The sequence below is a fragment of the Sporosarcina sp. P2 genome, from assembly GCF_002743255.1.
Classification (GTDB): Bacteria; Bacillota; Bacilli; order Bacillales_A; family Planococcaceae; genus Sporosarcina.
Genome location: NZ_PDYY01000001.1, coordinates 310,175 through 335,478, shown reverse-complemented (window position 1 = coordinate 335,478; position 25,304 = coordinate 310,175). Strand labels below are relative to the sequence as shown.

General features: G+C 41.6%; 28 protein-coding genes, 1 pseudogene and 1 riboswitch. Of the genes and pseudogenes, 7 read left to right on the top strand and 22 right to left on the bottom strand.

Going from position 1 to position 25,304, the window contains the following annotated elements; translation table 11 throughout:
- Position 1: 1 nt before the first annotated feature.
- Positions 2–169: pseudogene (locus CSV67_RS16865) on the bottom strand (TM2 domain-containing protein); the annotation flags it as partial.
- Between the two features lie 305 nt (positions 170–474).
- Between CSV67_RS16865 and CSV67_RS16760 the strand changes: the two are divergent.
- On the top strand, positions 475–723 hold the full coding sequence (locus CSV67_RS16760; protein WP_199173110.1) for a tyrosine-type recombinase/integrase: 249 nt from the start codon (positions 475–477) through the stop codon (positions 721–723).
- A 77-nt stretch (positions 724–800) separates the two neighbouring features.
- On the opposite strand, the gene CSV67_RS01610 is transcribed toward CSV67_RS16760, so the two are convergent.
- Together CSV67_RS01610 and CSV67_RS01605 are read right to left on the bottom strand one after the other, a co-directional pair.
- Positions 801–995 carry a hypothetical protein gene (locus CSV67_RS01610; RefSeq protein ID WP_099629876.1) on the bottom strand — a complete coding sequence of 65 codons (195 nt, stop codon included), beginning with the start codon at positions 993–995 and terminating at the stop codon, positions 801–803.
- A gap of 25 nt (positions 996–1,020) precedes the next feature.
- A complete protein-coding gene (locus tag CSV67_RS01605) occupies positions 1,021–2,139 on the bottom strand; it encodes a hypothetical protein (protein ID WP_099629875.1) in 1,119 nt (372 codons plus the stop codon).
- Between the two features lie 477 nt (positions 2,140–2,616).
- Here CSV67_RS01605 and CSV67_RS01600 point away from each other — a divergent pair, with 477 nt between their 5' ends.
- Positions 2,617–3,045 carry a HEAT repeat domain-containing protein gene (locus CSV67_RS01600; protein WP_099629874.1) on the top strand — a complete coding sequence of 143 codons (429 nt, stop codon included), beginning with the start codon at positions 2,617–2,619 and terminating at the stop codon, positions 3,043–3,045.
- A 167-nt stretch (positions 3,046–3,212) separates the two neighbouring features.
- Here the strand turns inward: CSV67_RS01600 and CSV67_RS01595 are convergent, their stop codons facing one another.
- From CSV67_RS01595 to CSV67_RS01560, 8 genes are all read right to left on the bottom strand, one after another.
- Complete coding sequence (locus CSV67_RS01595) at positions 3,213–3,929, bottom strand: endonuclease V (RefSeq protein ID WP_099629873.1); 717 nt, start codon at positions 3,927–3,929, stop codon at positions 3,213–3,215.
- Positions 3,930–4,141: 212 nt separating this feature from the next.
- Positions 4,142–6,364: a transglutaminase-like domain-containing protein gene (locus CSV67_RS01590; RefSeq protein ID WP_099629872.1), complete on the bottom strand. Its 2,223-nt coding sequence runs from the start codon at positions 6,362–6,364 to the stop codon at positions 4,142–4,144.
- Positions 6,361–7,407: a DUF58 domain-containing protein gene (locus CSV67_RS01585; RefSeq protein ID WP_099629871.1), complete on the bottom strand. Its 1,047-nt coding sequence runs from the start codon at positions 7,405–7,407 to the stop codon at positions 6,361–6,363. Before CSV67_RS01585 ends, CSV67_RS01590 begins: the two co-directional genes overlap by 4 nt.
- 11 nt (positions 7,408–7,418) lie before the next feature.
- A complete protein-coding gene (locus CSV67_RS01580) occupies positions 7,419–8,363 on the bottom strand; it encodes an AAA family ATPase (RefSeq protein ID WP_099629870.1) in 945 nt (314 codons plus the stop codon).
- Positions 8,364–8,366: 3 nt separating this feature from the next.
- The gene (locus tag CSV67_RS01575) at positions 8,367–9,998 is read right to left on the bottom strand and encodes an ABC transporter ATP-binding protein (RefSeq protein ID WP_099629869.1); all 1,632 of its coding nucleotides are present in this window, start codon (positions 9,996–9,998) and stop codon (positions 8,367–8,369) included.
- Entirely contained in the window at positions 9,971–10,840 is an 870-nt protein-coding gene (locus CSV67_RS01570) for an energy-coupling factor transporter transmembrane component T (protein WP_099629868.1), read from the bottom strand. Before CSV67_RS01570 ends, CSV67_RS01575 begins: the two co-directional genes overlap by 28 nt.
- A gap of 17 nt (positions 10,841–10,857) precedes the next feature.
- Positions 10,858–11,139, bottom strand: coding sequence for a hypothetical protein (locus CSV67_RS01565; protein ID WP_158232860.1), 282 nt, complete (start codon positions 11,137–11,139; stop codon positions 10,858–10,860).
- A 190-nt stretch (positions 11,140–11,329) separates the two neighbouring features.
- Positions 11,330–11,468: riboswitch (cobalamin riboswitch) on the bottom strand.
- Between the two features lie 214 nt (positions 11,469–11,682).
- Positions 11,683–11,943 (bottom strand): hypothetical protein, encoded by a 261-nt coding sequence (locus CSV67_RS01560; RefSeq protein WP_099629866.1) that lies wholly within the window; start codon positions 11,941–11,943, stop codon positions 11,683–11,685.
- Between the two features lie 100 nt (positions 11,944–12,043).
- Between CSV67_RS01560 and CSV67_RS01555 the strand changes: the two genes are divergently transcribed.
- Positions 12,044–13,060, top strand: coding sequence for a DUF1646 family protein (locus CSV67_RS01555; RefSeq protein WP_099629865.1), 1,017 nt, complete (start codon positions 12,044–12,046; stop codon positions 13,058–13,060).
- A gap of 29 nt (positions 13,061–13,089) precedes the next feature.
- Here the strand turns inward: CSV67_RS01555 and CSV67_RS01550 are convergent, their stop codons facing one another.
- From CSV67_RS01550 to CSV67_RS01530, 5 genes are all read right to left on the bottom strand, one after another.
- On the bottom strand, positions 13,090–13,527 hold the full coding sequence (locus CSV67_RS01550) for a hypothetical protein (RefSeq protein WP_099629864.1): 438 nt from the start codon (positions 13,525–13,527) through the stop codon (positions 13,090–13,092).
- Positions 13,528–13,910: 383 nt separating this feature from the next.
- The gene (locus tag CSV67_RS01545; protein ID WP_099629863.1) at positions 13,911–14,129 is read right to left on the bottom strand and encodes a hypothetical protein; all 219 of its coding nucleotides are present in this window, start codon (positions 14,127–14,129) and stop codon (positions 13,911–13,913) included.
- Positions 14,130–14,148: 19 nt separating this feature from the next.
- Positions 14,149–14,619 (bottom strand): GNAT family N-acetyltransferase, encoded by a 471-nt coding sequence (locus CSV67_RS01540; RefSeq protein WP_099629862.1) that lies wholly within the window; start codon positions 14,617–14,619, stop codon positions 14,149–14,151.
- A 658-nt stretch (positions 14,620–15,277) separates the two neighbouring features.
- The gene (locus CSV67_RS01535; protein ID WP_099629861.1) at positions 15,278–16,288 is read right to left on the bottom strand and encodes a proline dehydrogenase family protein; all 1,011 of its coding nucleotides are present in this window, start codon (positions 16,286–16,288) and stop codon (positions 15,278–15,280) included.
- A gap of 87 nt (positions 16,289–16,375) precedes the next feature.
- Complete coding sequence (locus CSV67_RS01530; protein WP_099629860.1) at positions 16,376–16,993, bottom strand: DUF3298 and DUF4163 domain-containing protein; 618 nt, start codon at positions 16,991–16,993, stop codon at positions 16,376–16,378.
- A gap of 119 nt (positions 16,994–17,112) precedes the next feature.
- On the opposite strand from CSV67_RS01530, the gene CSV67_RS01525 reads away from it, so the two are divergent.
- Entirely contained in the window at positions 17,113–17,490 is a 378-nt protein-coding gene (locus CSV67_RS01525; protein WP_099629859.1) for a nucleotide excision repair endonuclease, read from the top strand.
- Positions 17,491–17,524: 34 nt separating this feature from the next.
- Here CSV67_RS01525 and CSV67_RS01520 read toward each other — a convergent pair whose 3' ends face one another.
- A complete protein-coding gene (locus tag CSV67_RS01520; protein ID WP_158232859.1) occupies positions 17,525–17,875 on the bottom strand; it encodes a YolD-like family protein in 351 nt (116 codons plus the stop codon).
- Between the two features lie 107 nt (positions 17,876–17,982).
- A complete protein-coding gene (locus tag CSV67_RS01515) occupies positions 17,983–19,695 on the bottom strand; it encodes a methyl-accepting chemotaxis protein (RefSeq protein WP_099630011.1) in 1,713 nt (570 codons plus the stop codon).
- Positions 19,696–19,927: 232 nt separating this feature from the next.
- Between CSV67_RS01515 and CSV67_RS01510 the strand changes: the two genes are divergently transcribed.
- Positions 19,928–20,353, top strand: coding sequence for a MarR family winged helix-turn-helix transcriptional regulator (locus CSV67_RS01510; protein WP_099629857.1), 426 nt, complete (start codon positions 19,928–19,930; stop codon positions 20,351–20,353).
- A 449-nt stretch (positions 20,354–20,802) separates the two neighbouring features.
- On the opposite strand, the gene CSV67_RS01505 is transcribed toward CSV67_RS01510, so the two are convergent.
- Both CSV67_RS01505 and CSV67_RS01500 read right to left on the bottom strand, forming a co-directional pair.
- Positions 20,803–21,555, bottom strand: a complete 753-nt coding sequence (locus CSV67_RS01505; protein ID WP_099629856.1) for an SDR family NAD(P)-dependent oxidoreductase — start codon at positions 21,553–21,555, stop codon at positions 20,803–20,805.
- A gap of 81 nt (positions 21,556–21,636) precedes the next feature.
- Entirely contained in the window at positions 21,637–22,635 is a 999-nt protein-coding gene (locus CSV67_RS01500) for an EAL domain-containing protein (RefSeq protein ID WP_099629855.1), read from the bottom strand.
- A gap of 223 nt (positions 22,636–22,858) precedes the next feature.
- Here CSV67_RS01500 and CSV67_RS01495 point away from each other — a divergent pair, with 223 nt between their 5' ends.
- Both CSV67_RS01495 and CSV67_RS01490 read left to right on the top strand, forming a co-directional pair.
- A complete protein-coding gene (locus CSV67_RS01495) occupies positions 22,859–23,272 on the top strand; it encodes a DUF948 domain-containing protein (RefSeq protein ID WP_233192535.1) in 414 nt (137 codons plus the stop codon).
- A 5-nt stretch (positions 23,273–23,277) separates the two neighbouring features.
- Positions 23,278–23,715, top strand: a complete 438-nt coding sequence (locus CSV67_RS01490; protein ID WP_099629853.1) for a DUF948 domain-containing protein — start codon at positions 23,278–23,280, stop codon at positions 23,713–23,715.
- A gap of 455 nt (positions 23,716–24,170) precedes the next feature.
- Here the strand turns inward: CSV67_RS01490 and CSV67_RS01485 are convergent, their stop codons facing one another.
- Positions 24,171–24,665, bottom strand: a complete 495-nt coding sequence (locus CSV67_RS01485; protein WP_099629852.1) for a DUF948 domain-containing protein — start codon at positions 24,663–24,665, stop codon at positions 24,171–24,173.
- Positions 24,666–24,684: 19 nt separating this feature from the next.
- Complete coding sequence (locus CSV67_RS01480; protein WP_158232039.1) at positions 24,685–25,107, bottom strand: DUF948 domain-containing protein; 423 nt, start codon at positions 25,105–25,107, stop codon at positions 24,685–24,687.
- Positions 25,108–25,304: the final 197 nt, after the last annotated feature.

Sequence of the window (25,304 nt, the reverse complement as noted above, 5' to 3'; positions counted from 1 at the left end):
TCCACCCTAAGAGAATAGGGACAAACGTCCAACTAAGAAGGAGATACACCGAACCTTTTACGTATTTACGGTAGTAAAACGCATGTGCTCCAACTCCTCCTAAAAAAAAAGCCAGTATATAACCAATTTTTTTTGATTTGTTATTCAAAACATCAACACCCTTTACCATTTTTAGTCCAGTATACCTTTTCCAAAGCACTTTTAGTAGACAATAAGCCATTATTTCTAGTAATATGTCGTATATCTATAAGTAAATAGAAGGATTAAGATACAAACGATAATGGGTCTATGTCAATATCCTGGACACAAAAATGTTAAGTCCTCTAAAACAGATACTGCATGTACAATCAAAATGGACAAATCAACAATGACGATTTTAAAAGAATGGAAATAGAAGCAGCAAGCCTATTTAATACTTGGCGATAATACTCTCCAAAAAATTAATTAGTATTCATCAATTAAAAAAATAGCTACATTCAGCCAATTAAGACGCAAGATTGGCTAAAAAGAATCCCCCCAAAATACAATTTACCAGAAATTAAAGCACATGGTTTCCGCCATACACGTTGTTCTTCACTGTTTGAAGCAGATGCTAAGATTGAAGAAGTACAAGATTGTTTAAGACATACTGAGGTGAAGACGACGATGAACATTTATGCTCACGTTTCGAAGGAGGCTAAAGAAGGCGCTATACAGAAGTCTGAGAGATATTTAAATAATTAAATTTCCTTTGCTGTCTAAACAAAAAAGTGATGAAACAACGATAGTTCTCGTGTTTCATCACTTCTTAAAAGGTCATTTTAAAAGACTTTTCCATCTTTAGTTACACGAACCCTTTTAGAGTCATTAAAATTATTTAGGTTTTTTTTATCTGACACTTCAATTATTACCCCAATATCTGAAAATACTTGTTTTATATCTGAGATCTTATTTCCTGAATTTCCATTGGCATTGGCATTCGAACGGCTTGTAGTTTTTTTAGACATTTTATTCATTCTACATCACCTCTCTAAACTTATTCTATCCTAAATGAATATTTTTTGCAGTTAAAATCATTTTTAATTTTTCTTCAATCTCTAACATTTTTTCAATGCCATTTTCCTCACTTAATATCTCCGAGTTTAGAGTAAATAGGATTAAATGTTTCTTTTTATTATATTCAAAAGTTCGGCCAAGATATAGTCTGTTTTCTTTTGTAGTGCTAATATAATTTTCTGAAGTGTATTTTCTATTTCTAAATAGATAATATTCGTTTGTATTACTATCGTAAGAAAATTCACCATTTAAAATTAGTCTTAGTAAACCGGTTCTTTTGTAAGCATATAGCTTCTCAGTGTCTATATTGGCTAACCGGATTTTAGTTAAAGAAAACTCTAACCCTTGATGTTGATTTAAAATTTCAAAAAGCCTTTCAGTAGCAATAATAATTGCATTAAAAATCATTACATCATCAATTGAAATTCTGTCACTCTGTCTATTATTCACCTGTTTATTTAATTTTTTAGTATACTTTACAAGGAATCCTTCATATGACTCCCTACTATTTATTTTAGTAGCATTCTCTAAATCTTTATAAAGCCAGTAATTAATTTTATCATACGACTGAACTACAGCATTTAAGTCTTCTTGTTCTGCAACTACGCTTTCAAGATGATTTATCCTTAGTTCCATTATGTGTTTAGGCCTAACCGTACTAAACGCTATTCTATGTTTTAACCTATACGTGTATAACTGTACCCCCATAACATATGGTTCTAACTGTATGTATTCTTCCATAGAATATCTAATATTATTCCTATCTTTATGGTCCATTAACTCAAAAAATTTATCATATAAATCTTTTGTTTCAGATTTCAATCGTTCATTTAATACATTTTTTTCTTCGGTAATCATACTTACTTCATTTTTATAATAGACCATCATAAAATGAAATACACCTAACAAAATAACTAAACCTAAGATTATCCATTTTATTTTAAAATCTATTGACACAAATGATCCCACTTTTATATTTACAATAATGCTTTGATACTCTGAAAAGATGGGTATGTCTAATTCAATGTAAGCCACAAGTAACAAAAACAAATAAACGACACAATTAATAATCACTTTAAATTTTTTTCTTACAAAAACCGTCACTTCTCTTTCACCTCTTTAAATCAATCTTACATTAACCTAGGAAATTTAACTACGGTCAGATGACATTCAGTGATATTCCCTGAGCAAACAAAAATGGGGCTGAGACAGAAGGTTTTTAGTAGCCCAAAAAGCCGAACTATTATTAGAAATACTAACAAAGGATTTTGCAATAGTTCGGCTTTTCTGCACTTGGTTAATAAAAAATATATTTATCATTCGGCTTTGGACAAAGCTAAATTAGTTATGTCCCAACCCCTTTATTTGAAATCTATTGATTTCGCAATTTGGAGACGGCAAGAGTTGAACCCCTCTCCTGGAATAGTCGCCAGGATGCAATTCACCTTAATGTAATCTGTTTCCATTTCCCCTCTACACCCTAACCAGCGATTCATCGCTATTTCCACCCAGACAACGTATAATAAGAACAGCAGGAGGAGAATCCATTCTTCCTTTAGTAAAAAAAAGAGGTGCAATTACTTGAAACAGTTTGAAACAGCATTACCTTATCAGTATGAAACATTAAAAAAACAGGCCAATTACACGTCCAGTTGGCGAGAACGTTTGGAAGCAGTCAAAATATTATCGGATTATCAACATGACAAAGTCATAGATTTATTAAAAAATCGTATGCAGCATGATACTGTCCGCCAGGTGCAATTAGCGGCCTATGAAGCACTTGCAGCGTTTGGCGAGGACGTCGAGAAGCCATCACCTGCACGTTTTGATATTATCAAAAACACAGACAAAATCTTCCTTCGCGTGAAAAAGAGCTTGCCGAAGGACCATACTGTGGCAGACTTTGCGGATAAACTAAAACGTATGCGTGTAGATGTCTTTGATGCGTATGAAGGCGACAAAGGTGCAGAATTTATGAATTGGTTAGAGGAACGTTGGGCAAAACTGTAATACGTAGTTTTGCGATGTATGAAAGAAAGTCATTCTCTCCGCTTGTGGAGGGGATGGCTTTTTTAACTTATAATGCGGTTCCCCGAAACTGCTAAGATTGTATGACGTTCGTCTTTTTAAATGGAGTTGGAGTTATGAAGTTGATTCATTCATTTAATAAAAGTATCTCATTTATTGTTCCTTAGCTGTCTTCTATATTTCTTTGTTGCCAAATCTGCTAGCCTAACTGGTATGGGTAATCGACTTTCGCTATTTATTAATTGCTCAGTGATAGTAGTTGCTGTTGGTAAGTCTATATAATTCCCGCTTGAAACAAATATAGGTTTTACATCTTGATGTGTTCGTAAAACTCTGCCGTATATCTTCTTATTTATAATGATATCCGTAAAAGAGCCCGCACTATTTTTAGGCATTTCAAATTCGGCATCGGCTATTTTCAAGTAACTTTTGGCGATGCCGATCGTTGGTTTATTTAGAAAGAAAGAAGCATGCGTTGCGATTCCCATATGCCTTGGATGCAAATAGCCATTGCCATTAAACATAAATAGATCTGGCGTATGTATAAGCTTTTTGGCCGTTTCAATAACTAGGGGAAGTTCCCGAAATGCCAAATATCCTGGTACATAAGGGACTTCGACAATTCCGGTGCTATGTGTTTCTTCAATAACCGCCTTTGTCGCATAGTCCATGACGATTATGCTACAAACACCCCATTCAATTCCTTCGTCCTCCCAGTAAGCTACATCCACACCCGCAATGAACTGGATATCCGTAGCAGTCAATCTGTTTACCTTACTTATCTTTTCTTTTAAACAGTTTTGAATGGCATTCCATTTCTTCTTATCGGTTGATAGCGGATGGATATCCTGTATATGTATGTTCATTCCTCCTAGATGACTTAATTATGTAATTCTATTGAGAAATCGGCCGGCTTACTTTTATCCATAATATGTTCGTTGCTATTTATATATATACTTCTACTCTGTAAGAGATTTTTCATTTTTTAAGATCCATTCTCGTTCTTCCCGTTACTCCTCTCTCCGTTATAAAAAAAGTAAAGCACCGCGGTATGCGATGCTTTACTCAAATTCCCTATTTATTGATGACGTACGATAAATCGTAATCTCTTCAATCCTTTTTTCGACTTCTTCACCGCAGTATATACGTGCGCAAATAACTTTTCTACCTTCGCGCGTTCTTCATGGGTCACGCCATGCGGACTGTACTTGGCTTTTTGATAGATTTTCAATCCGTTCTCGAAGTCCTGCCGAAGTTGCGAATCGATTTTGCCAACTGCTTCAGGTAGCGTTTCGAATGAAGGCAGCTTCGCGACGACTTGTTCTTTTTCTAGCATCTGCACCATGAGCTGCACATGGTGTACAACGGCTAATCGATGATCTTTCACTTGGAGTTTTTGCTGACGTTTTCTTTTTCTCAAGACGTACAGCACGAACAGGATTAACATAATCACTACCCCGATTAGATTCAACCAGAACCACAAAACCGTGTTTGGATTCACTTGCTTCAAGTCATCTGGCTTGTCTTGATCTTCCTGCACTTCTGTCATGTCATTCGGTTCAGGTTCAGCCGTGCTTCCGCCATTTTCTTCCGGTGAATCGGATCCGCCCGGTGCTGGATAGTCTTGTTTATTTATCGCAGGCATTTTCTCAGCGTACCCCGGTGTCACTTCAATCGGCACCCAGCCGACCATGTCGACGTAGATTTCTGTCCACGCATGGGCATTTTTTTCGCTGACGTTGATTTCACTGAATGACTGTACATCTTTCACGTCATCCAGTCCGACGATATAACCTTCCGCATAACGCGCAGGTGTGCCAAGCATTCTGAATGCCAATGTAGCAACAGTCGCATAGTGAACGGAGTAGCCTTCTTTCGACTCTTCCAAAATCCCCGTCAGGAAATCCCGATCTTTTATCGATTCGGCATGTTCGTTATAACTCATCGACTGTGCGAGGAACCGTTCCACTTCCTGAATCGTTTGTTCGTACGTTAAACGCGCTTCTGAATCTAGGACCCCTTTGTCCATATGATTATGCAATACATTCCAACTGTCTTGCGGCACCGCGAGATAGTTGTTGTAGACATATTGGTTATAATGACTTTCATGACGTAAATAGTCGGTGTCTTTTGTTTTATACAACGCATTCGCGATTTTCGGATAATCGGTGTACGGTGTCAGCATATAGGTCATTTCCACTGTACGTCTGCCGAATATCCCTGCCGCATGTAGCGCGTCGGCTTGTTTAGAATGGATAAGATTGTCATCCAACTCTGCTAATTCATACGGTGCATAAAAATAGCGACTGGAAGCAGCGACGTTTTGAATGACGAGTTTCGCTTCTTCGTACTCATCCGGCAAACTACTTTCTGCTGCCAAGCTTAGTTGTTTCGCACCGGTGAAATTTTCCTTTTGTAATGCTTCAAGCAGTGACTTCTCTTCCCTATACGCTTCTCCATCGATTTCCTTCCAACCGCTCGGCGTGTAAGTCGAACCGACGAATCCTTTTAAATACAGAGGTCTCGGATTTTCCATTGCGACTTTTAACGCGGTATAATCGCCCGGTGTAAACGCGGCAAGCCGATGGAATTTTCCGGCTGTCAACACAGGTTCTTCCCCTTTAAAATAGCGTAACTTCTCGCCTTGATACCGCACAGTATCTTCCATTTTCAAACTGCCAGTAAATTCATCATTACCGTTTGGATTGATTACCGTATAAGCGAACATCAGCACAACCAATGAAATGGGCACGACCGCAATCCGTTTCCACCAGCGTACTGGTAGTTGATTCATATACAGCAACGCCAGAATCAGCACCGCAAAAAATAAAATATCGAGGATCAATGCGGGTGATGTGCCGAGAAGTATTTGTATCGACCAAATCACGATAGCGAGCGCAACAGGAATCCAACGTTTTTGATTCGCGATGGCATAATACATAGCACTGCCGATTAGCATAGCGATTTGACCGAGAATCATACCGTTTAGCCGCGAAGTCGTTTCATTGACGGATAATAGATCTATATAGATATGTTTGTGTTCTGAGAGTGCGATGAACAACGCGTTGATCGTTCGCTTCACGTCGTCTATGTACGTTGATAGGAAAATCAAACTAAAAACTACGCTCGCAATCAAAACGATGTCGCCGCCACGCTGTTTCCACAGTATACACGCGACCATCCACAGCAAGACGAGAATGAGCGCGGGAACGCTACTCATCTCAGGAAACAGCATCGAACGAACTACGAGGAATGCCGTTATGAGGACACTATACGCAACTACTCCATCTAGCCATTTCATGAGATGGATCCCTCCTTCTGATCCGAGATCACGATAGTTTGAGATTCGGTACTACGCGCACTATTGGTCGTCAATACGATACAGTTTGCATAGGTTCTTCTAAGCTTTTTCCACTGTTCATCCGACATCGAAACTTGCGCGACACTTCTCGTCAACACTTCTTTTATGGCGTTCGCTGCACCCCGTTCATTGTCGATCGTCAACTGCTCACCTGTCGAATGATCCACTAAAAGCTGGACTTCGTGATCGCCTGCGACATAGGAATAAAGAAGAGCGGAAAACGTCTCGATAAATTCATCATAGAGTGCTACGCGATTGGTGAACGATGTAAAATCGATCGTCATCATAACGGCATTCCCTGTCAGCGTTTCATACTGTTTGACTAGTACATCATCGACTTTACTTGATAGTTTCCAGTGAATTTGTTTGACTGAGTCGCCCGGTTTATACACCGACAACTCCGCCAGCTCTTCGCCAGTGATCTTCTTCGTCGGGATCATACCCGTTGTTTGCAGCACATGTTGATTTTGCTCGATGCGTTGAAGTTTCAGTAAATACGGATTCGGCATGATCAATAGTGTGGATTGCGTATCCATTTTCAGCATCGAACGGAAGAACGTGAAACTGTCTTTGATCGTCAGTTGTGTGATTCGTATATTCACTTGCCCCATATAGTTCCGCGGCAACGCGAACGAAAATTCTTCCGTACTTTTCGCGCGGATGGACAAGTCGTGCTGATGACTCTCTTGTCTGCCTGTAAATAGATGCTCGATGACGAGATGTATTTGTAAGTGTGTAACGGGTAAGCGACTCGTATTTTGTACGCGCAGTTGATAGCCCATTTGTTCATTTTTATAGATTTCATTTGCCGTGATGATCTTGCACTGAATTTTTCCTTTGACGAGATAGACGCTCAACACGAGCCCCAGCCAGACAACAAGCGAACCGACTGCGAATAATAGAGCGAAATGCGTCGTCGTAAAGATGAAAAACGCGAGAGTAAACAGCAGCCACACGACGCTAATGAGTAATGTCCCTATCATACGATCAGCCCTTAAAATGTCGCAAGCATTGCTTGATCGGGCGTGGCAACACTGTACAGTAATTTTTCGAGTAGCATATCCTGCTCATATTCAGTACCTGGCACGCCTGACATGACGATGCGGTGTCGGCTTGTCGGCAACCACACAGCCTGGACATCTTCCGGAATGACGTAATCGCGTTGTTGTAAAAAGGCATGTGCTTTCGCCATCTGACAAAGTGCGAGTGCGCCACGCGGGCTGATTCCTTGGTGGATCGACGAATGATTTCTCGTTTTCTCAGTTAGTGCCGTGACGTAGCGTAAGATTTCATCGTCAATGAATAGGTTCTGTACTTGATGTTGTAGCGCGAGCAATTCGTTTTTCGTGATAATTTGTGTCAGTGAAGATAACGGATCTGCCTGCTGTCGATTTCTCAGCATGTCCACTTGGTCTTCAAAATCGGGATATCCTACGCTCAATTTCGTCATGAAACGGTCTATTTGTGCGCTTGGTAGTGGTTGTGTACCGATTGTGCCGTACGGGTTTTGCGTCGCGATGACGTGAAACGGTGCCGGCAGCGGATAGGTCACACCGTCCACTGTCACTTGTTTCTCTTGCATCGCTTCTAAGAGTGCTGCTTGCGTTCTCGATGATGTCCGATTAATTTCATCGCCGAGCAATAAATTGCACATGACCGCGCCTTCTTTAAAGACGAATTCGTTTTTCTCTTTGTCGAACATCGTGAATCCGATGACGTCAGAGGCGACGACGTCCGGTGTGAATTGGATGCGGTTCGAATCAAGACCGACAACTCGGCTGAATGCTTTCGCGAGAGTCGTTTTCCCGACTCCCGGTAAATCTTCTAGTAAAACATGTCCTCCAGCTAGAAACGTCATCCACACGTTTTGGATGACATCGTCTTTACCGTTCATTACTTTTTTCATTTCATTGAGTACGTGTGTTGATGGATTGCTCATTGTTTAGTTCCTCCTGTTGTTCAAGTTCACTGCGTCTACGATGTCTTCGGCTGTGATGGCATATGGGAATAATCCGCGTGCGATTTTGCTAGCGGCGGTTGTGTAAAAGCGGTTGGACGTGAAAAAGGTTTTCGGATGATTGATCGCGATGAGTGATTGATCGAACAACATGCCAACACGTGTAGATACTTCTGCTGCAAATTCAATATCATGCGTCACGATAATCGTCGTGATATTCTGTTTTTGAAGCGTTCGAATCAACTCCGTCACTTCTTTTTTCGACATGACGTCCATTCCTCTAGTTGGCTCATCCAGCAATAATATATCCGGTTTAAGCAATAATAATTTCGCAAGCGCGGTCTTCTGCTGTTCTCCGCCACTTAAGTCAAACGGATTTCTTTCTGAAAGATGTTCAATATGTAACTGTTTCATCATACTCGATACCGTCGTTTCTCTCTGTTCTTCCGGCATTTTTTGCACAGGAATCGCATGAATTAGCTCTTCTTGCACGGTCGAGTACATGAATAATGCTTGTGCGTTTTGCGGCAATAAGACGATATTCCCTTTCCACTTTCCTGGTGCGACGTCATCTATCCTTACTTTACCTGCATACGGCTTATGCAGTCCGGCGAGCACCTTCAGTAACGAAGACTTGCCGACTCCATTGCCCCCGACAATCGTAAAGATTTCGCCACGATGTACGGTAAACGTCATATCCGCTAGTAGATCATCGCTTTTTCGATTGTATCGGAAATACAAATCTTTCACTGTGATGAGCGGTGGATGCTTTTTTCTCATCGGATCCGTCGGTAGTATTGCCGGTGGATAATGCTGAATGAAATCCATCCCTTCGCGCACCGTAACCGGCGTCTCATCACGGAAGCCGAGCTTATAATAGACACGCATTGCTGTCGTAAGTGCGTCGAGCATTGGATGTTCTAGCAAGGAGTTGCCAATTGCTTTCGGTGTTGTGTCATAAAGGAGTGAGCCGTTTTCCATGAACAACACTCGATCGCATACCGGCAATAACTCTTCTAATCGATGCTCGACAAGTAAAATTGTTATGCCGAGTTCACGATTGATTTTCTCAAGTAGCGTCAGAAACTCAGATGCCGCAATGGGATCAAGTTGGGACGTCGGTTCATCGAGTAATAAAATATCCGGCTCCATTGCTAGCACTGCTGCTAGATTAACGAGTTGTTTCTGTCCACCTGATAGATCACTGATACTTTCATGCAACCAGTTGTGAATACCGAAGAAACTGGCGACTTCAGCGATTTTTTGTTGCATGTCTACCGTCGACACGCCCATATTCTCAAGACCAAACGCCAACTCTTGCCACACTTTCTCCATGATTATTTGTTCCTCTGGATTTTGCATTATATAGCCAATAGCTGTCGCTGTAGTTGACGCAGGTAGTTCATCGATTTTTTCGCCGTTCACATACACCGTGCCGCTAAGTTTACCGTTCGGCCGCATTTCCCGTTTCATCATTTTCAATAACGTGGACTTTCCTGAACCGGTAGGACCGAATAGCGTTATGAATTCTCCACGCTTAATCGAAAAGCTCACGTCTCGCAACACATGCTGTTCTTCATACTGGAAGTTCAGATTTTCGACTGTAAGTATCGCCATTTGACCCTCTCCTTCGCTTCATAGATAAACGGTAATAACATGAGCAAGCCGATGATGACGTAATGCTCTGCACCTAGTGTCTGTTCACTGATTTCTGGATAATACTGCGTCTGGTGCTGTGTGAAGTATCCAATATAGTAAAGAAGAAACAGAACGAGTCCAGCCGTCAATATTCCGTCCCGTTTTGTGAATCGCCTCGTCTTATACCGCGTTCTCTCTTTCGCGATACCGTACCCTCGCGCCTTCATGACATCTGGCTTAACAATGCTAAACTCCGCTGTCTGGACGAGCGTCTGCCGCCACAATGCGAACGCGCGACGGAATTTTTCCACTCTGCTCCCTACTTTGTAATAGCCGATTCCGCGTTGTGCCATTTGGTTTTCACGCCATTTTATTTTGAATAACGGAATGAATCGCCACAGCATGGAAACGAGAATTCTTGGGCTAGCGGACACTTTCGTCAGTACGGCAAGTAGTGTGTTCGTCGTGAAAATCTCGAAATAACTTTTCGTCCAGAAACTGGTTGCAACTACGGCTCCCGCAATGACGAGTCCTTTCGTCACAGCTTCCAGCGTTACCGCGTGTTCATGGAGGAAAAATAACGGAGTGAAACCGTTATGTACAGTTGCTGGATACGCTACGGCAATTAGTAGAAAAACAAAAGAGTAATAGATCAAGTCTTTAGTTGCTGTCCGGACTCCGTGCAGCATGAGAAAATACAGAATGCCCCCGATCATGGCCAGCGCCACGATGATCGGATGAAACGAGCTGAACATCGTGACTAAAACGACTGTAACGTAGACAAGTAGCAATAGTGGGTGAAAGTTTGAGAATGCGCTCATCTAGTTTCCTACTTTCTTTATTTTCGTATATAGCTGTCTAATTCTCTACCTACATCACATGTGTAATGAAATTCCACTTCATCACCGCCCTGCGGTTCATATTGACTAACGCTACGGCTACTATATCTTTCTTCATTATATCGCTCTAATCTCTTTGACGCCTTCTTTTTTTCATCCTTCTGATTACTACGATGACCAAACCTGCAGCAACCTTGGAATTGAAAGTCGTTCATACCTTCAATGAATGTGATTTCACCTGTAAAGTCATTCAGTCGTTTGCCATTTAGCATCACGTTCATTTCCTGGGGAATGAGAGAATCTTCTAAATGATTTACAGTGACGACGTATAGTGGATCGGTCCGCCAGCTAGTTTTAGCGTGGAAGCCTCTACCTTTTCATTGAAATAGACGGAGCAGTTTTTTCAGTGGCAGTGTAGTTTTGAAATCAAAAAGTCCCCACCTCCTGAATGAGATGGGGACCATGAAGGTGTCATGCTTACATACTTTGGCAAGGCTCCTGACTTAGGGGCATATTTCCCCATTACAGTAGCCGGACCGCTCAGGATTCTCACCTGATTTCTATTTATTCTTTGTTTACGGGACAAAGAACCAAAACACTCTAGGTAACTATTAACTAGCATATAGTTTTTGCGGGGTAAAATCAATAGACGGTGTACTGAGAGTCAATGTGTCACTGTCTAGTTATTATGTACTTTGTATATGAAAGAATTTCATCACGTCCTTTACCATCTTTATGCCTAATTTAGGAGAATCCAAACAAAAGACCCTTTCATGTCAACTCACAACACAAGGGTCTTTATACTGCCTATAAAAATGCGCCTATCACTTCTCATCTTCCTCATCACACGGCGGCTTCTTAACTATCGTCTTTCCACTTGAATACAACCCGCTCGCCGACAACCCCATAATAATTCCGCCCAGTATCCCAGACTTCCAATCATTTGGAAACAAGTAGAAGATCCCGCTACCGATGCCTAATAGTAAGGAAAAGATCGGAATCAATTTTTTCGGCAGACCATACATCTTTAAAATTTCCGTTAACCCGATAATCACAGGAATCAGTACAATATCTGAAACTTCCAATGCGTGTCCCTCCTCTTTATCTATTCTATTCAGACTTTATGCAAGATGAATCGGCTTTTTGCATACAGTGTAGAAGAAAGATTGATGAAAGGAGATATCTATGGTCACTGGTTTGCTCATTATTTTAGGTTTGGTGTTATTGCTGCCGTTTACGGTCCCTCGTATTGAACGTAATTTGGAGCTGTTTTTATTCGTTATGGGGTGTGCTGCAGCATTTGTTAGTGGGGTGTTGCAGTGGGAGTTGTGGAATAAGGCGTTACGCGATCCCTTGCATATTACGCTCGCCGTTCTTGTGGCGGGAATAGTCTTTCGCTGGATACGACATCCATTTGAGAAAGCGGTAGTAGCAGGTAGCCGAATTATTCCATTCCGATTATTCTTGGCGCTGATTATTATGGGATTGGGATTGATTTCTAGTGTTATCACGGCCATTATTGCAGCGTTAGTCCTCGTGGCGATCGCATCCGTCTTGCAAATGGACAGACGTTCAGAAATTCGTTTTGTGATCTTGGCGTGTTACGCAATCGGCATGGGTGCGGTGCTGACACCAATCGGCGAGCCACTATCGACGATTGCGACGAATAAACTGGATGAAGATTTTTATTATTTAATGAACTTGCTTGGAACCGATATTATAGCCGGTGTCTTCGTCTTTGGACTGCTCGCATTCTTCCTGATTCGCCCACGCAACCGCTCGCGGTACCGTTCTTCCGGACAAGCGGCAGAGTCGTACATAAGTATTTTCGGACGCGGCGTAAAAGTGTATATATTTGTTTTGGCATTGACACTGCTCGGTGCAGGATTTGAGCCATTGATCACCCTTTACTTACTCGATCTTCAGCCATTGACGCTTTACTGGATCAATATGATTTCAGCTGTACTCGACAACGCGACGCTTGCTGCTGCAGAAATCAGTCCCGCGATGGACGCATCAACGATCCAAGCGCTACTACTCGGCTTGCTAATTAGTGGCGGGATGTTGATTCCCGGAAATATCCCGAATATCATTGCGGCAGGTAAGCTCAATATTCGCAGTGGCGAATGGGCGCGTGTCGGTGTACCGCTTGGATTGCTTGCGATGGTTGTCTATTTCGTGATTTTACTTGGCAGACAATGAAAAAAGACCGCGCAAGCGGTCTTTCCATTTTATTCGATTACTTTCACCCATACCCGATACTTTTTGTCATCCGTCTGAACCAATTTAGTATTGGGACTTGGTGCGTTATTCTTCTTTGTAAAACCCGCTTCAAACGAAGAAGTTTTGACACTTTCACCTAAGTTCTTCTCGGAAGGCATGCCGATGCCAATCGCATCCGTTACCGTCCACGTGTCATTTTTCTCTTTGTTCAACTTTGCAATAAATATTTCTTCTGTGCCGTCCAATATCCCTTTATAGACATTGATTACTTTATTATTATCGATTTCCAACGTACGATACACTTTCACCACTTCCGCAAAACCTTCCTCTGCATGAAGCTGCTCTAGTGCCTCTCGTGGGGTGTTCGATGTAGTATTCTTATCTGCCGTCTGGCAACCTACCAATATGACTGCCAAAAACGGAATATAAAATAGTTTTCGAAGCATGAAATCCTCTCCTTATCTATTTTATTGAATAGCCTATTGTCGGCTATATTCAATCCTCATTTGATTCTCTTATCTCGTCGTCAAAAAATACGTTCTTTCTTTTCTTCAATGAGCTTGAAACGGACATCTGATGTTGACCCGATACATCCGAGACATGCAGAATTTGATTTGAATATGGTTCTTCTTATTTCTGCTTATCTAGTCTTTCCGCGATCGATTGAAGGATTGCATTCTTGCGTTCTTGTAGTTTAAGAAATTTCAGCGCGAACCATATAGTGAATATAAGGAATGCTAGCGGAATGATGTAAATGAATACATTTAAAATAGATAGAAACGAAAAAAATAAGTTGTTGTGGTGCATATGTATCTCCTCCTCTCACAATTTATGCTGACTGCTTCCTTTTCGGAAACAGATAAGACACTAGCAACAAAGCCATTGCTACTCCGAATGCTATATACGTCCACAAATTAAACGTCGTTTCTGGAATCGTATACGCAACCCCGGTAATATAGAGTGCCAAACGAACAATGTTTGTTCCCAATACAATAAAGAGTGCCAAATATTGCAATACATCGCGAGTAATTTTCTTGTGTTTCGCCACTTGCACTACCTCCCATTGCTCAGGAAAGTGATTTCTCCATGGAAACTACGGCAATCGACGTGCCATCCGTTCTATGTAATACCGATTCCTCACACACGTGATAGCCGATCGATTGATAGAGTGAGATGTTTTTCGTCACATCCGCGCGTACTTTGCATGCTATTACTCTCTTCCCTTGTTGCGTCGCATACTCCTCTAAAAACCGCAGTATTTTTTTCGCAATACCTTGTCCTTGTCTTTCCGGCACGACAGAGAATCTAGAGAAATAGAGGCTTTCGTCTTCCAATCGAAAACGGACCATCGCGACGGGTTCTTCTTCCATGTAGCCAATCAACGCCTGTACACCGCTTTGCATTTCAGCCGTGATACTCTCGACGGTCTCTTTCAACGCACTCGTCGGTGGTGTGGCCTTCTCGTATTCCCGGAACGCCCGGATCATCACGTCACGGATGACAGGGATATCGGAAATGTTCGCTTCGATAATGTTCATAACCGTCCTCATTTCGTTTCGTTTTATACACATTATGAAAAGACATAAGTGGATGCTGCCATGTCTCCATTCTAGAATAGTTCGATGATCTTATACTCTTTGTCTACTTATACTTCGCAGAATTGCTGTCCCTGAAAAATTTCCGATTCTTCTTTGTCTTGATTCTTATCATACAGAATACGCAATGTGTCGCTATCGCTTTCTACATCAAAATTTGTAAAATCCACAGTGTAATCATCCTGGCTTTCATCAGCTCTTCCCCTAATCTTTAGTATAATGAAGAGTGAATAGTACTTTAACTATCTTTAACACTACTATTTCCCCTGTTTTCTGTAAAGCGGATACAAAAAACACTGCAGGGAAAGCAGTGTTTTGGAAGCTGGAAAGTCAAAGGATCATGGTTAGGTGGTCCGGGATTTAAGTTAAAGATAAGCTTCTAACGCTTCGCTTTACGTTTCAAAATAGTAAAGACGCGCCCCTACATTGAGCGGTTACATGCCTTGATAGAACGGTAATCGATCGTCATAGAGCGCTTGCGGACGACGATAGAGCGGATATCACGTATCATAGAGCGGTCAAACATGTTTTATGAGCGCTTGAACGAATCTATGAGCGGCATCCACCTGTAACGTCGATTCACGTTGCTCTATTCTACTATTTAGCGATACTTTACCCAACCATCATCTGGTTTCTCTTCACTTTTACGCTTGCTCAATCGTCCCAGCACAAATGCGCCGGCGACTAAGCCAATCATAGTATTCGTCTTCTTGTTAAACACTTGCTTCACCATCAAGTTCATATTCTGCGGACGCTCCGCCAATCTTCGCATGAAGTACCCGTACCAGTCCTCTCCAAACGGCACGTATGTACAGAAATTATAGCCCTCTTTCGCTAATTGCAGCTGTAAATCATGGCGAAAACCGTATAGCATTTGGAACTCGAATTGATCATATGAAATATCATGCTCTTTTACAAACTGCTTCACATGATGAATAATCGTATGATCATGCGTCGCAATCGACGTGAAGTTTCCATGTAATAAGTGTTCTTCAATAATTTTTATATAATTTTCGTCGATTTCTTGTTTATTGATAAACGCAACATCCGGTGACTCTTTATACGCACCTTTTACTAGACGCATGCGTGTGTCGTTGTATTTTTTCGTATCATTCAATGCGCGATGAAAATAGGCTTGGATAACGGTTCCGACGTTTTCAAAGCCTTTTGCTTTTAATTCGTCTACTAAACGGAACGTTGGTTCAAGTCGTGAGTGATTTTCCATGTCTAAATTAACAAATATACCTACTTGATTTGTATATTTAACGATTTCCTCTACCTGTTCTTTGCAAAATGCATAATCAATATCCAAGCCGAGTTGTGATGGTTTGATCGAGATGTGCGCATCCACTCGATGTTCTTGGATTGCGTCCACTACGCTTAAGATTTGTTCTTTCGCTTCAACAGCCTCGCTCTTTTCGTACACAAATTCACCTAGATTATCAATCGTACATGAAATACCTGCTTGATTGAGCTCTTTGACACTGTCAATCATTTCTTCGATGTTAGTTCCCGCCACCACTTGTTGTGCTCCTAATTGGAAGCCGTATTTTTGGGCAGCTTGATTCAGTAGTTGATTTTCAGATAAACCGATAAAGAAATTTCTTAGCATAGTTTCCACCTCTTTTGTGTAGTTCTTATATCAAAATTATAACACTACTCTGTCATGTAAGCCCATACATTTGTTTATGCAGATCTTTTAATTTCCTATAAACGGCAACATTCGGTCTGCTGGACTATTTGGTTTGATGATATCTTGTAAATCAAGCAAAGGTATCGGAAAATTAGGGAAGCCGGCCACGTAAGGTGAAATTTCGTATAGTTGGAAATAGACAACCAGACTCGTGTCTGCGATATAGAAATCCTGATCAGGCTTGATTTTAGTGAATGGCTCAAGCACTGGAGTTTTCCATTGCTGAATATGGCGTCTAATATATTCAGATATCCGCTGCACATAAGGACTGCCTGGCTTGAACATATCTTGCAACTTGTATTGCCTTCCCGTCTTCGTATCAAATGTCAGAGATTTAACGTAAGTCATTCCATGCGCTCCACCAGTAAACGAGTAGACGATCAAGTTGATACTGAAAAGATCACGTTGATTATTTTTAATTTCATACGTTGCGACCATCTCGACAAGACTTGGATCATAATAATTATTGTCTGTTAGCATGTTGTTCATTTCCTTGAATAGCACTTGATTTAGTTTCTGTTGAATTTTTGGATCATCCAGCTGCGTGAAGACGGGATAATACACATCCACTTTCGGCTTGGTATTCGATATGTGATACGTTTCTATAACGGCAGGGTTTTTCATCAGTTCATCCTTCCCGAGACATTTGTTTACTATATGCAAGGGATGTAAAGAAAGTTTCTCGCTTTTTTTTTGGCCGTATGATAGGATAAACACTGACTGATATAAGGATGTGAAGTAAAATGATCAATATTACATTACCTAAACCGGACGTAACAATCGTTCGCAGAAAACAAGAAATGGGACCGGATGAAACGCCAATTAAGCCAATCTATGGTTTCATCGATTTTCATGATATTCCACGTGATAAAGGCGGCCTTTTGTTGTTCTTCAACCAAAGCGACGAGTTGTTATTCGTAGGAAAAGCACGAAAATTGCGTCCACGTCTGAAAAAACATTTTGAAGACCAAGTGTCTCCATTACGTAATCACCGTGAAGAAGTAGCGAAAATTTCTGCTATTATCATCGATGATCCAATGGAACGCGAAATCTACGAAACGTACGTAATCAACACGGAACAAGCAAAGTACAACGTAGAAAAAGTATTTTTCAGAGATTAAGCTGTCTGCCTTTGCAGACGGCTTTTATTTTTGCCTATACACCACCCGTTTCTTTCGATAACTGGACGTCTAGCACATCCCCTACATGAATTCTTTCCGTTCCGAACGGATCACGCAGCCTGATCGTCATCGTCCGCAAGTCGAGCGCTTCAATCTCTCCCTGATGAAAGCGAACTTCCCCATCATGCCAAGTTTTAATCGATGTCTCGACACGCCTGCGCCACGCCACTTCAAGTGTCTCCTGCATCGTTTGTAGCTCCCAATCGGTTAACTCAGGCCGTTCTATATACTCATCTTCCCGTTGCCAATCACGTAGTCTTTCAAGGTGTTCAGGCAGCATGAGCGACGTCCACTTCAATTTCCCTCTATCTCGGTTCCTTTCCATCAGATATTCCCCATTTCTCAAGCGTATGTACGTTCGTATTATACAGAACATACATTCTAAAATCAATGGTTAAAAAGACCATCGCTTTGCGAGCGATGGCCGAGTGTTTATTTAGGTAATTTGAATGAACCGACAAACACTTCTAGTTCACGCGCCATTTGATTGGTCTGCGTAGAACGTTCAGAAATTTCTTCTATGCTCGCTGTCGTTTGCTCAGCGGCTGCTGCAATATTATTCGTCATGTCTTCAATATTTTGTACAGCGTGTGTTAAATGTTCGATCAACTGCACTGCTTCTGTTGATTTCATAGCTTCCGACGTCATCAAGTTCGAGATATTCTTGATTTCCTTAACGGTTTCTCCAACCGCCACGGAAATATTACTCAATGACTGAGACGTAAGCTTCACTGTTTCTGTACCCTTCGTGATGTGTTTCGTATTTTCCGATGTGGAAGTAATGACTTGCTGGATACGGTCAGAAATATCCTTCACCAGCTTCTCTACTTCAAGTACTTCCTGATTCGATTGCTCAGCCAAGTTCCGTACTTCTTCCGCCACTACCGCAAAGCCTTTACCATGTTCACCTGCACGTGCCGCTTCAATTGATGCATTCAGCGCAAGTAAATTCGTTTGAGCTGCGATACCCGCGATGGACCCCGTGATATTTTGGATCTTCGTCGTAGATTCAACCAAGTTTTGGATTGTATCTCCAACTTCTTGCGATCCATTTCGAATTAATTCCATATCGTGGCTAATTTCTTCTGCGCGTTTTGCGCCTTCTAGTGCAATTTTCATCGTTTCATTGGAGTTAACGAGCATCGAATCAGCACTTTGTTTCGTGTTGCTCAAACCACTTGCCAAGCCCGCAAGAATACCTGTTGCATGCTGGGCATTTGACGTACCATCCGTGACGGCCGTGACGACTTCTTCGATATTATTCGCAACCATCGTAATCGCTTCACGCATTTCCGAAAGTGATGCAGAAGTTTCTCCCGCGTTTTCAGATAAATGCTGCGATGTCGTATTCATCGTCGCGATCATGTCTTGTAGATTCGCCGTCATACGATTCAGTGTACGAGCCAAGTCACCCACTTCGTCTTGTGACTTAACTTCTGTCGGTTGAACCGCCAAGTCGCCATCCGCAATTTTCTTCGCCTGCTCAATTAAGCTTGTAATCGGCTTCGTCTTCCGGCGAATGAGGAATCCTGTTCCGATTGAAGCAAGTATCATAGGAATAATGCTGATCAAAATTCCGTCGCGAACGACATCCCATGTACGGTGTTTGACAATGTCGGCATCGAAATCAATTACGCTGAATGCGATGATTTCCTTACTGGCATCCTGATCTTTATATAGTGGCGCATAACCTGAAAGCCGCTCCATGTCGCCATACTCGTAAGGTTGAGAATATGTCGCATGTCGATGTTCGAGTAGATCTGCAATCGCTTCTTCATCTAAATGGAACTGATCTCCCGGCTTAAACCCTTTAGTTCTCAAATTATCATCTAGAGCAACGAGCTTTCCATCCAAATCCAAAATATATTGTGTTTCAAATATATTCTTATGTTCGGTTGTCCAGTTCAACGTCTTTCCCAGCTCTTCTTGTGTATCGACATCGCCAGCCAATGCCTTTTCCAAATCACCAGGTCGAATCAATCCAGTAGTAATATTGGCACAGCCGTATGCCTCAATTCCTGCGGCGTCATACAATTTATCATAAGCCGTCTTATATGTAGCTAGTGATGTAATGGCTAACATCACTACCAAGATCCCAGCTATAATCGTACCTAGCTGAAATGTTAACGAATCTTTAACTTTCATCAAACCTTATGCCCACCCTTCCTATTTGTTTCATCTAGTTCATTCGTTGTCTTTATCATACGCTATCAGTCTATAATTAAAAAGGAGAAAATAAAAAACTTTTTGATTTTAACATATTGTGTGGGATGTAAGTATGTTTATCGTGTCACAACTGTTTTATTTCATATATACTATAGGTATGATAATAATATATAAGCATAAAGTTTTTTGAAGGAAAGGGAGGTGTTCTTTTTTGAATGAAGACCAGACAATTTTCAATTTGGTACATTTGATGGATCAAGTGACAAATAAAATGCTGATCCGTTTCCAGCAAGAATCCAAGCTGTCTCTAGGAATCTCCCATATTCTCGTGTTGCTAGAGTTACATAAAAAAGGTGAGCAACGTCCTTCTGATTTAGCTGAGACACTAGGCTTCACACCCGCCTCATTAACGCATTTGTCATCAAAACTCATTAAAAGCGAGTATATTACGTTACGTAATGATGAACAAGACCGTCGAACAAAGTATTGGAATATAACACCCGAAGGCTTAGAAATTTTGACCGAAGCGCAGAAATTCGGAATACAGGTGCGTTCGGAGTTCTTCAGTCATTTATCGGCTGCTGAACGAAATAGTTTAGTCCAAATTTACACGAAGTTAAATAACACATTCGTTTGAAAAAAGCTGTTCCGTTAATGGAGCAGCTTTTTTAGAGGATTGAGGGGAGATAATGGGTAGGTCGTTGCGAATGCGCTCATACATCTGCAACCACCGCTCTATGGCATGCGTTAGCCGCTCTACATCACGCGCTATACGCTCTATCTACTGCCGCATGCGCTCATACCTCCGCCACGGCCGCTCTACATCACACGCTATCCGCTCTATCAACAGCCGCATCCGCTCTACACCACACGCTAGCCGCTCTATCTACAACCCCACCCGCTCATACCCCCACAACGACCGCTCTACACCACACGCTAGCCGCTCTATCTACAGCCCCACCCGCTCATACTCCCGCCACGACCGCTCTATACCACACGCTAGCCGCTCTATCTACAGCCCACCCGCTCATACTCCCACATACAAAAAAAGGCTACCCCAAAAATCAGGATAGCCGTAAAAGTTTATTAGCGTAATTTGATAGAACCGCCATCTACCATCATCGTTTGACCTGTGATGTAAGAAGCGTCTTCGCTCGCTAGGAATACTGCGGTGCGACCGATGTCTTGTTCCGGATCGCCAAGGCGCCCAAGTGGATTTTTCGCAAGAATCGCTTTATAAGATTCGGGATTCTCTTGTCCCCATTGCTCGATTCCTTGTGTTTTGGCGATGGGTGAAATCAGATTACACGTAATGCCATATTGTCCCCATTCATTCGCCGCCACTCTAGTGATGCCGCGAATGGCTTCTTTCGCTGCAGCGTATGAACCTTGGTTCACATCGCCATTTAACCCTGCGCCAGAAGCGAAGTTGATAACGGTTCCTTTTGACTCTTTCAAGTGTGGAAGAGCGGCTTGCATCAAATAAAACGTCGGATAGAATCCTGTATTGAATGAAAGATCTAAGTCTGCTTGCGTCATCTCTTCGATGGATTTCATACGTGAAGCATGTGCGTTGTTTACTAAAATATCCAGTTTACCGAGTGTTGTTACGACTTGCTCAACAAGTGACGGTAATTCTTTTTGTACCGATAAGTCCGCTTGAAGAAAGATCGATTGCGGAGAGATTTTCTGTAGTTTTTCAATAGCCGCTTCGCCTGCATCTTTGTTCAAGTCGACGATTGCGACGGTCGCTCCTTCTTTCACAAAGGCTGTAGCGATTCCTAATCCGATGCCGCCAGCACCGCCTGTGATCATTGCGATTTTTTTATTTAATTTCATATATACCATCTCCTTTTCTTATTTAGTTTAACATTAAACTAAATTCGGTGTAAACGAATTGTCCTCGACAACTCGCCTGCACTAGATGGTAATTTCAACTTGCGGAACGGCTGATGGTTTACCAAATAAATAGCCTTGGAATAATTGATACCCTTTCGCTCTCAACCATTCAAAATCTTCTACCGTTTCAATCCCCTCTGCTAACGGAATCGAATTTACCGCCAGCGCTTTTTCTAGAAACTCCGCTGCTATAAGTTGCTTATCGGAATCAGTCGCGACACCTCGTACATACTTAATATCAAGCTTCATATAGTTCGGACGAAGGAAAGAGAGCACTTCAACCGTGTTATAGCCTTCTCCCACATCATCGAGCGCATATTCGAATCCTCTTGAGTTATAGTACTCCAAAATAGTTTTTAGATGGTGCATGTCTTCCACTTTTTCCGACTCCACTACTTCAAAAATCAAACGGTGTGGGTCAATTCCCAAATCGTTGGCTACATTAATCGTCGATCGCAAGCAAAACTCCGGCGAATAAATAGATGTTGGAATGAAATTAATAAATGCTTTTTGCGTAATATGTTTTGCATAGCGAACTGCCGTCAGACGACATACTCTGTCAAGGGCATATAATCTACCGCGTTCTTTTGCCGCGGTGAAAATTTCATTTGGATAAATCACTCTACCGTCTTTATGATAGAAACGCGCGAGTAATTCGTACGCATAAATTTCGAGGTCAGGTGTAACAATAGGCTGATAATGGCTCGTCAATTGTTGATCTGAAATGACTTGATCAATCCACTGCATTTCGACTACTTGCATGACTTCAGAGAGCGGCCGCCAGTCGGTTTGGTCAAGACGAAAACGAATAGAATCCATTTCTACTGCATGATCGACACAAAAGTCGTATAATTCTTTTATCCCTTGTTCTTTTACATGAAATGTTTGATCTTCCTGGTTCACCAGCATAAGGACTCGCTTCAAATGATCTTCTATTGAATCGAATAATGCTGTTTGCTTACACTTATCAAATGAAACTTCATAAACAATGTCCTGGATAACGCAACCTTTACAAGGCATTCATTTCACCCCTTTAGTGTTTGTTTTGAAGATTATATCATATTTCAGGTGTTGTACTCCCATGTAGGTATAGAAATATAGTTTTTCTAGTTAATTAGCATACCAGTGTTTAGATTACTTTCATTTGTGGAATGACAAGGATATAGAACGTTTACCCGTTTCGACGGAAGTTAGGCGTTCAAGTTAGAAACGCACTTATTATGTGGAGGTGACTAGATTGAAGGTGCTCTTGTATATTAGTGCCATAGTCGCCGTTGCGGCTTTAGTAGTTATCGCAATTGCTATTATTAAAACAGCCAAAGCGGTCAAAGAAGCAATGACAGATGTAAAAGAAACGATGAAACGAGTGGAACTGAAAGTCGGCGGTATCACAGATAAAGCCGATCAGCTCATGACTCAGACGAATCAAATTGCGGATGATGCGAACGCAAAACTGCAATCAGTTGAAGGATTGGCAGCTTCAGCGAAAGAACTTCGCGAATCTACCCAGTATGTGCAGAACTCTATCGCTAAAATGGCGGATCAAGTATCAGCGCCCCCTGGCAAGTATGCCAAGTTGATGGAGCAAACGACTGCATTGTCTGAAGCAGCAGCAAAAATGTACTATAAGATGAAACAGAATAACAGAGAGGGGTGAATTTGATGGATTGGGTACTAGGTATAGGCGTATTGCTTATCGGCATCGCGCTAATTATTGTCGCTATCGTGTTAATTAAACCACTTGGGAAACTGACCGAAGTATTGGAAAGTGTCAAGAAGACGACCGATGCCCTGCCGTCAACGGTAGAGGAAGTGACGGGTCAGACCCAGCAAATTCTTCATACGACGAATGATACAATCAGTAATGTAAACAAGCAAATTTATGAAGTGACACCGGTCTTTCAGATTGTCGGAGATGTCGGCGAGGCTTCACGTGAAGTGACGAATGCCGCACTCGATACAACGATTCGGTTTAAGGATCGTGTAGGGAATGCGAGTGAGTTCGTCCGCGAGAAAGAGTATAAAGGGTTGTATGGAGTAGCTACGTTGGTGTTTTATTTAATGCAACAGCGTAAAGAGCTTAAAAAGATGCGCCCGTAAGTGGAAGACTTGTTCCGTCCACTCATATAAAACATAAAACAGACCACTAATTCGCATATGAATTAGTGGTCTTTTAAATGCTATGTACCCATTTTTTAACCATCTAATTATCACGCAAATCAGGCGATTTATTTTCTCTTGTAAGTCGTTTGTCTCCTGTTAAATTTGTCGCAAGTGTAGTAGCCCAAATGAAAAGGATAGGAGATGGGAAATTAATTCAGCATTTTTCCTTAAATGTACTACTCTCCCTTCCCTAATACCGCAATTGCGCCTGATTGTATATTGGAACATTTGACTGAGCACTAGAGTCATCTATCAGCTTCGAATCTAGTTTAATGCGCAAATCTACTTCTTGTCTAACTTTCCAATCAAAGTCATTCTCCACAACATCCCTAACCTAAAAAAAGACTGAAGATCAAGCCCAATTGGGCTTGACCTTCAGTCTTTGTCAGTACTTAGTAGGACGCATTTTCCGGTGCTGGTAACTTTTTTCGTGGGGCCGCCTGCTCTGCACGATCCTTCGCCGCACTCACAGATAGTTTACGCTTCTTAAAGATATAATAACCTAACATAGCGGAACCGTAGAGGCCACCTAGTTTCTTGTTTTGCTCTGATGTGTCCGTGTGTTCTCCTTTTTGTTGAACAGACGAAGACACGTCCACTAATGAAGACGTTAGTTGGTGTGTAGATTCTCCAAGGTCACCGATTACTTGGAACAATGGAGTCAGATTCTCAATTTTTGTATTAATGTCTGCTAGTGAATCATTACTGTTTTTAATTAGGTTTCCTGTTTCATCCAAGATACCGTCAAGTTGTTTCGGAAGCGCTCCTACTGTCTTGTCGACGTCCTGTAGAATATTTCCAACTTGTTGTAATACTTTAGCGAAGTAGATAGCTAAAATGACAAAGGCGATACCGATAAGTATGACGCCAATTCCAACGAGATCCATTCTCAGCCCTCATTTCCTTTTACGTATTTTTTATACTTTCCTTGCCGCGTTGCCATGATTCGTAAACTTGGGCACCAAACTCTCCATATTGGATGGCTTGGACAAACTTTTCTGTCCCCGGAAGAGAACCATCCTCTTCAAACTGTCTTGTCCGCTTGTTTACTTCTTCACTCAAGTACTGGCTTGATCGTCCGATATTTTCGATAGTAGAAAATAAAGGTGTCGTTGCAGCAAGTTTCACTTGAACATCTGTCGCCAGTTGTTCAGTCTCATTTAAGGTTCCATATAACTGCTCAATGCTTTTATCGAGCTCTGCCTCTACCCCTTTTACTGTTCCCATAACTGTTAGCAATAAGTTCGAAGACTTCGTCAGCAACAATGAAAGGTAGATGGCGACAATTAATACTGAGATTGCGATGAATAATAAACCAATGTACGCCATACACACATCCTCCTCTCCAACATACTTAATACATCTTATCATTCTATACCACTCTCAGTTTTTCTAAAACATTAATCATCGGAAGTTCTTTAACTTGGGCTAAGGATGTCATTTATTCTGCATAATACCTTTCGTTAACGTGCTCTTTCTCAGGATATAAAAAAAGCCCATGTTCTCGATTACATACAAAGAACGCA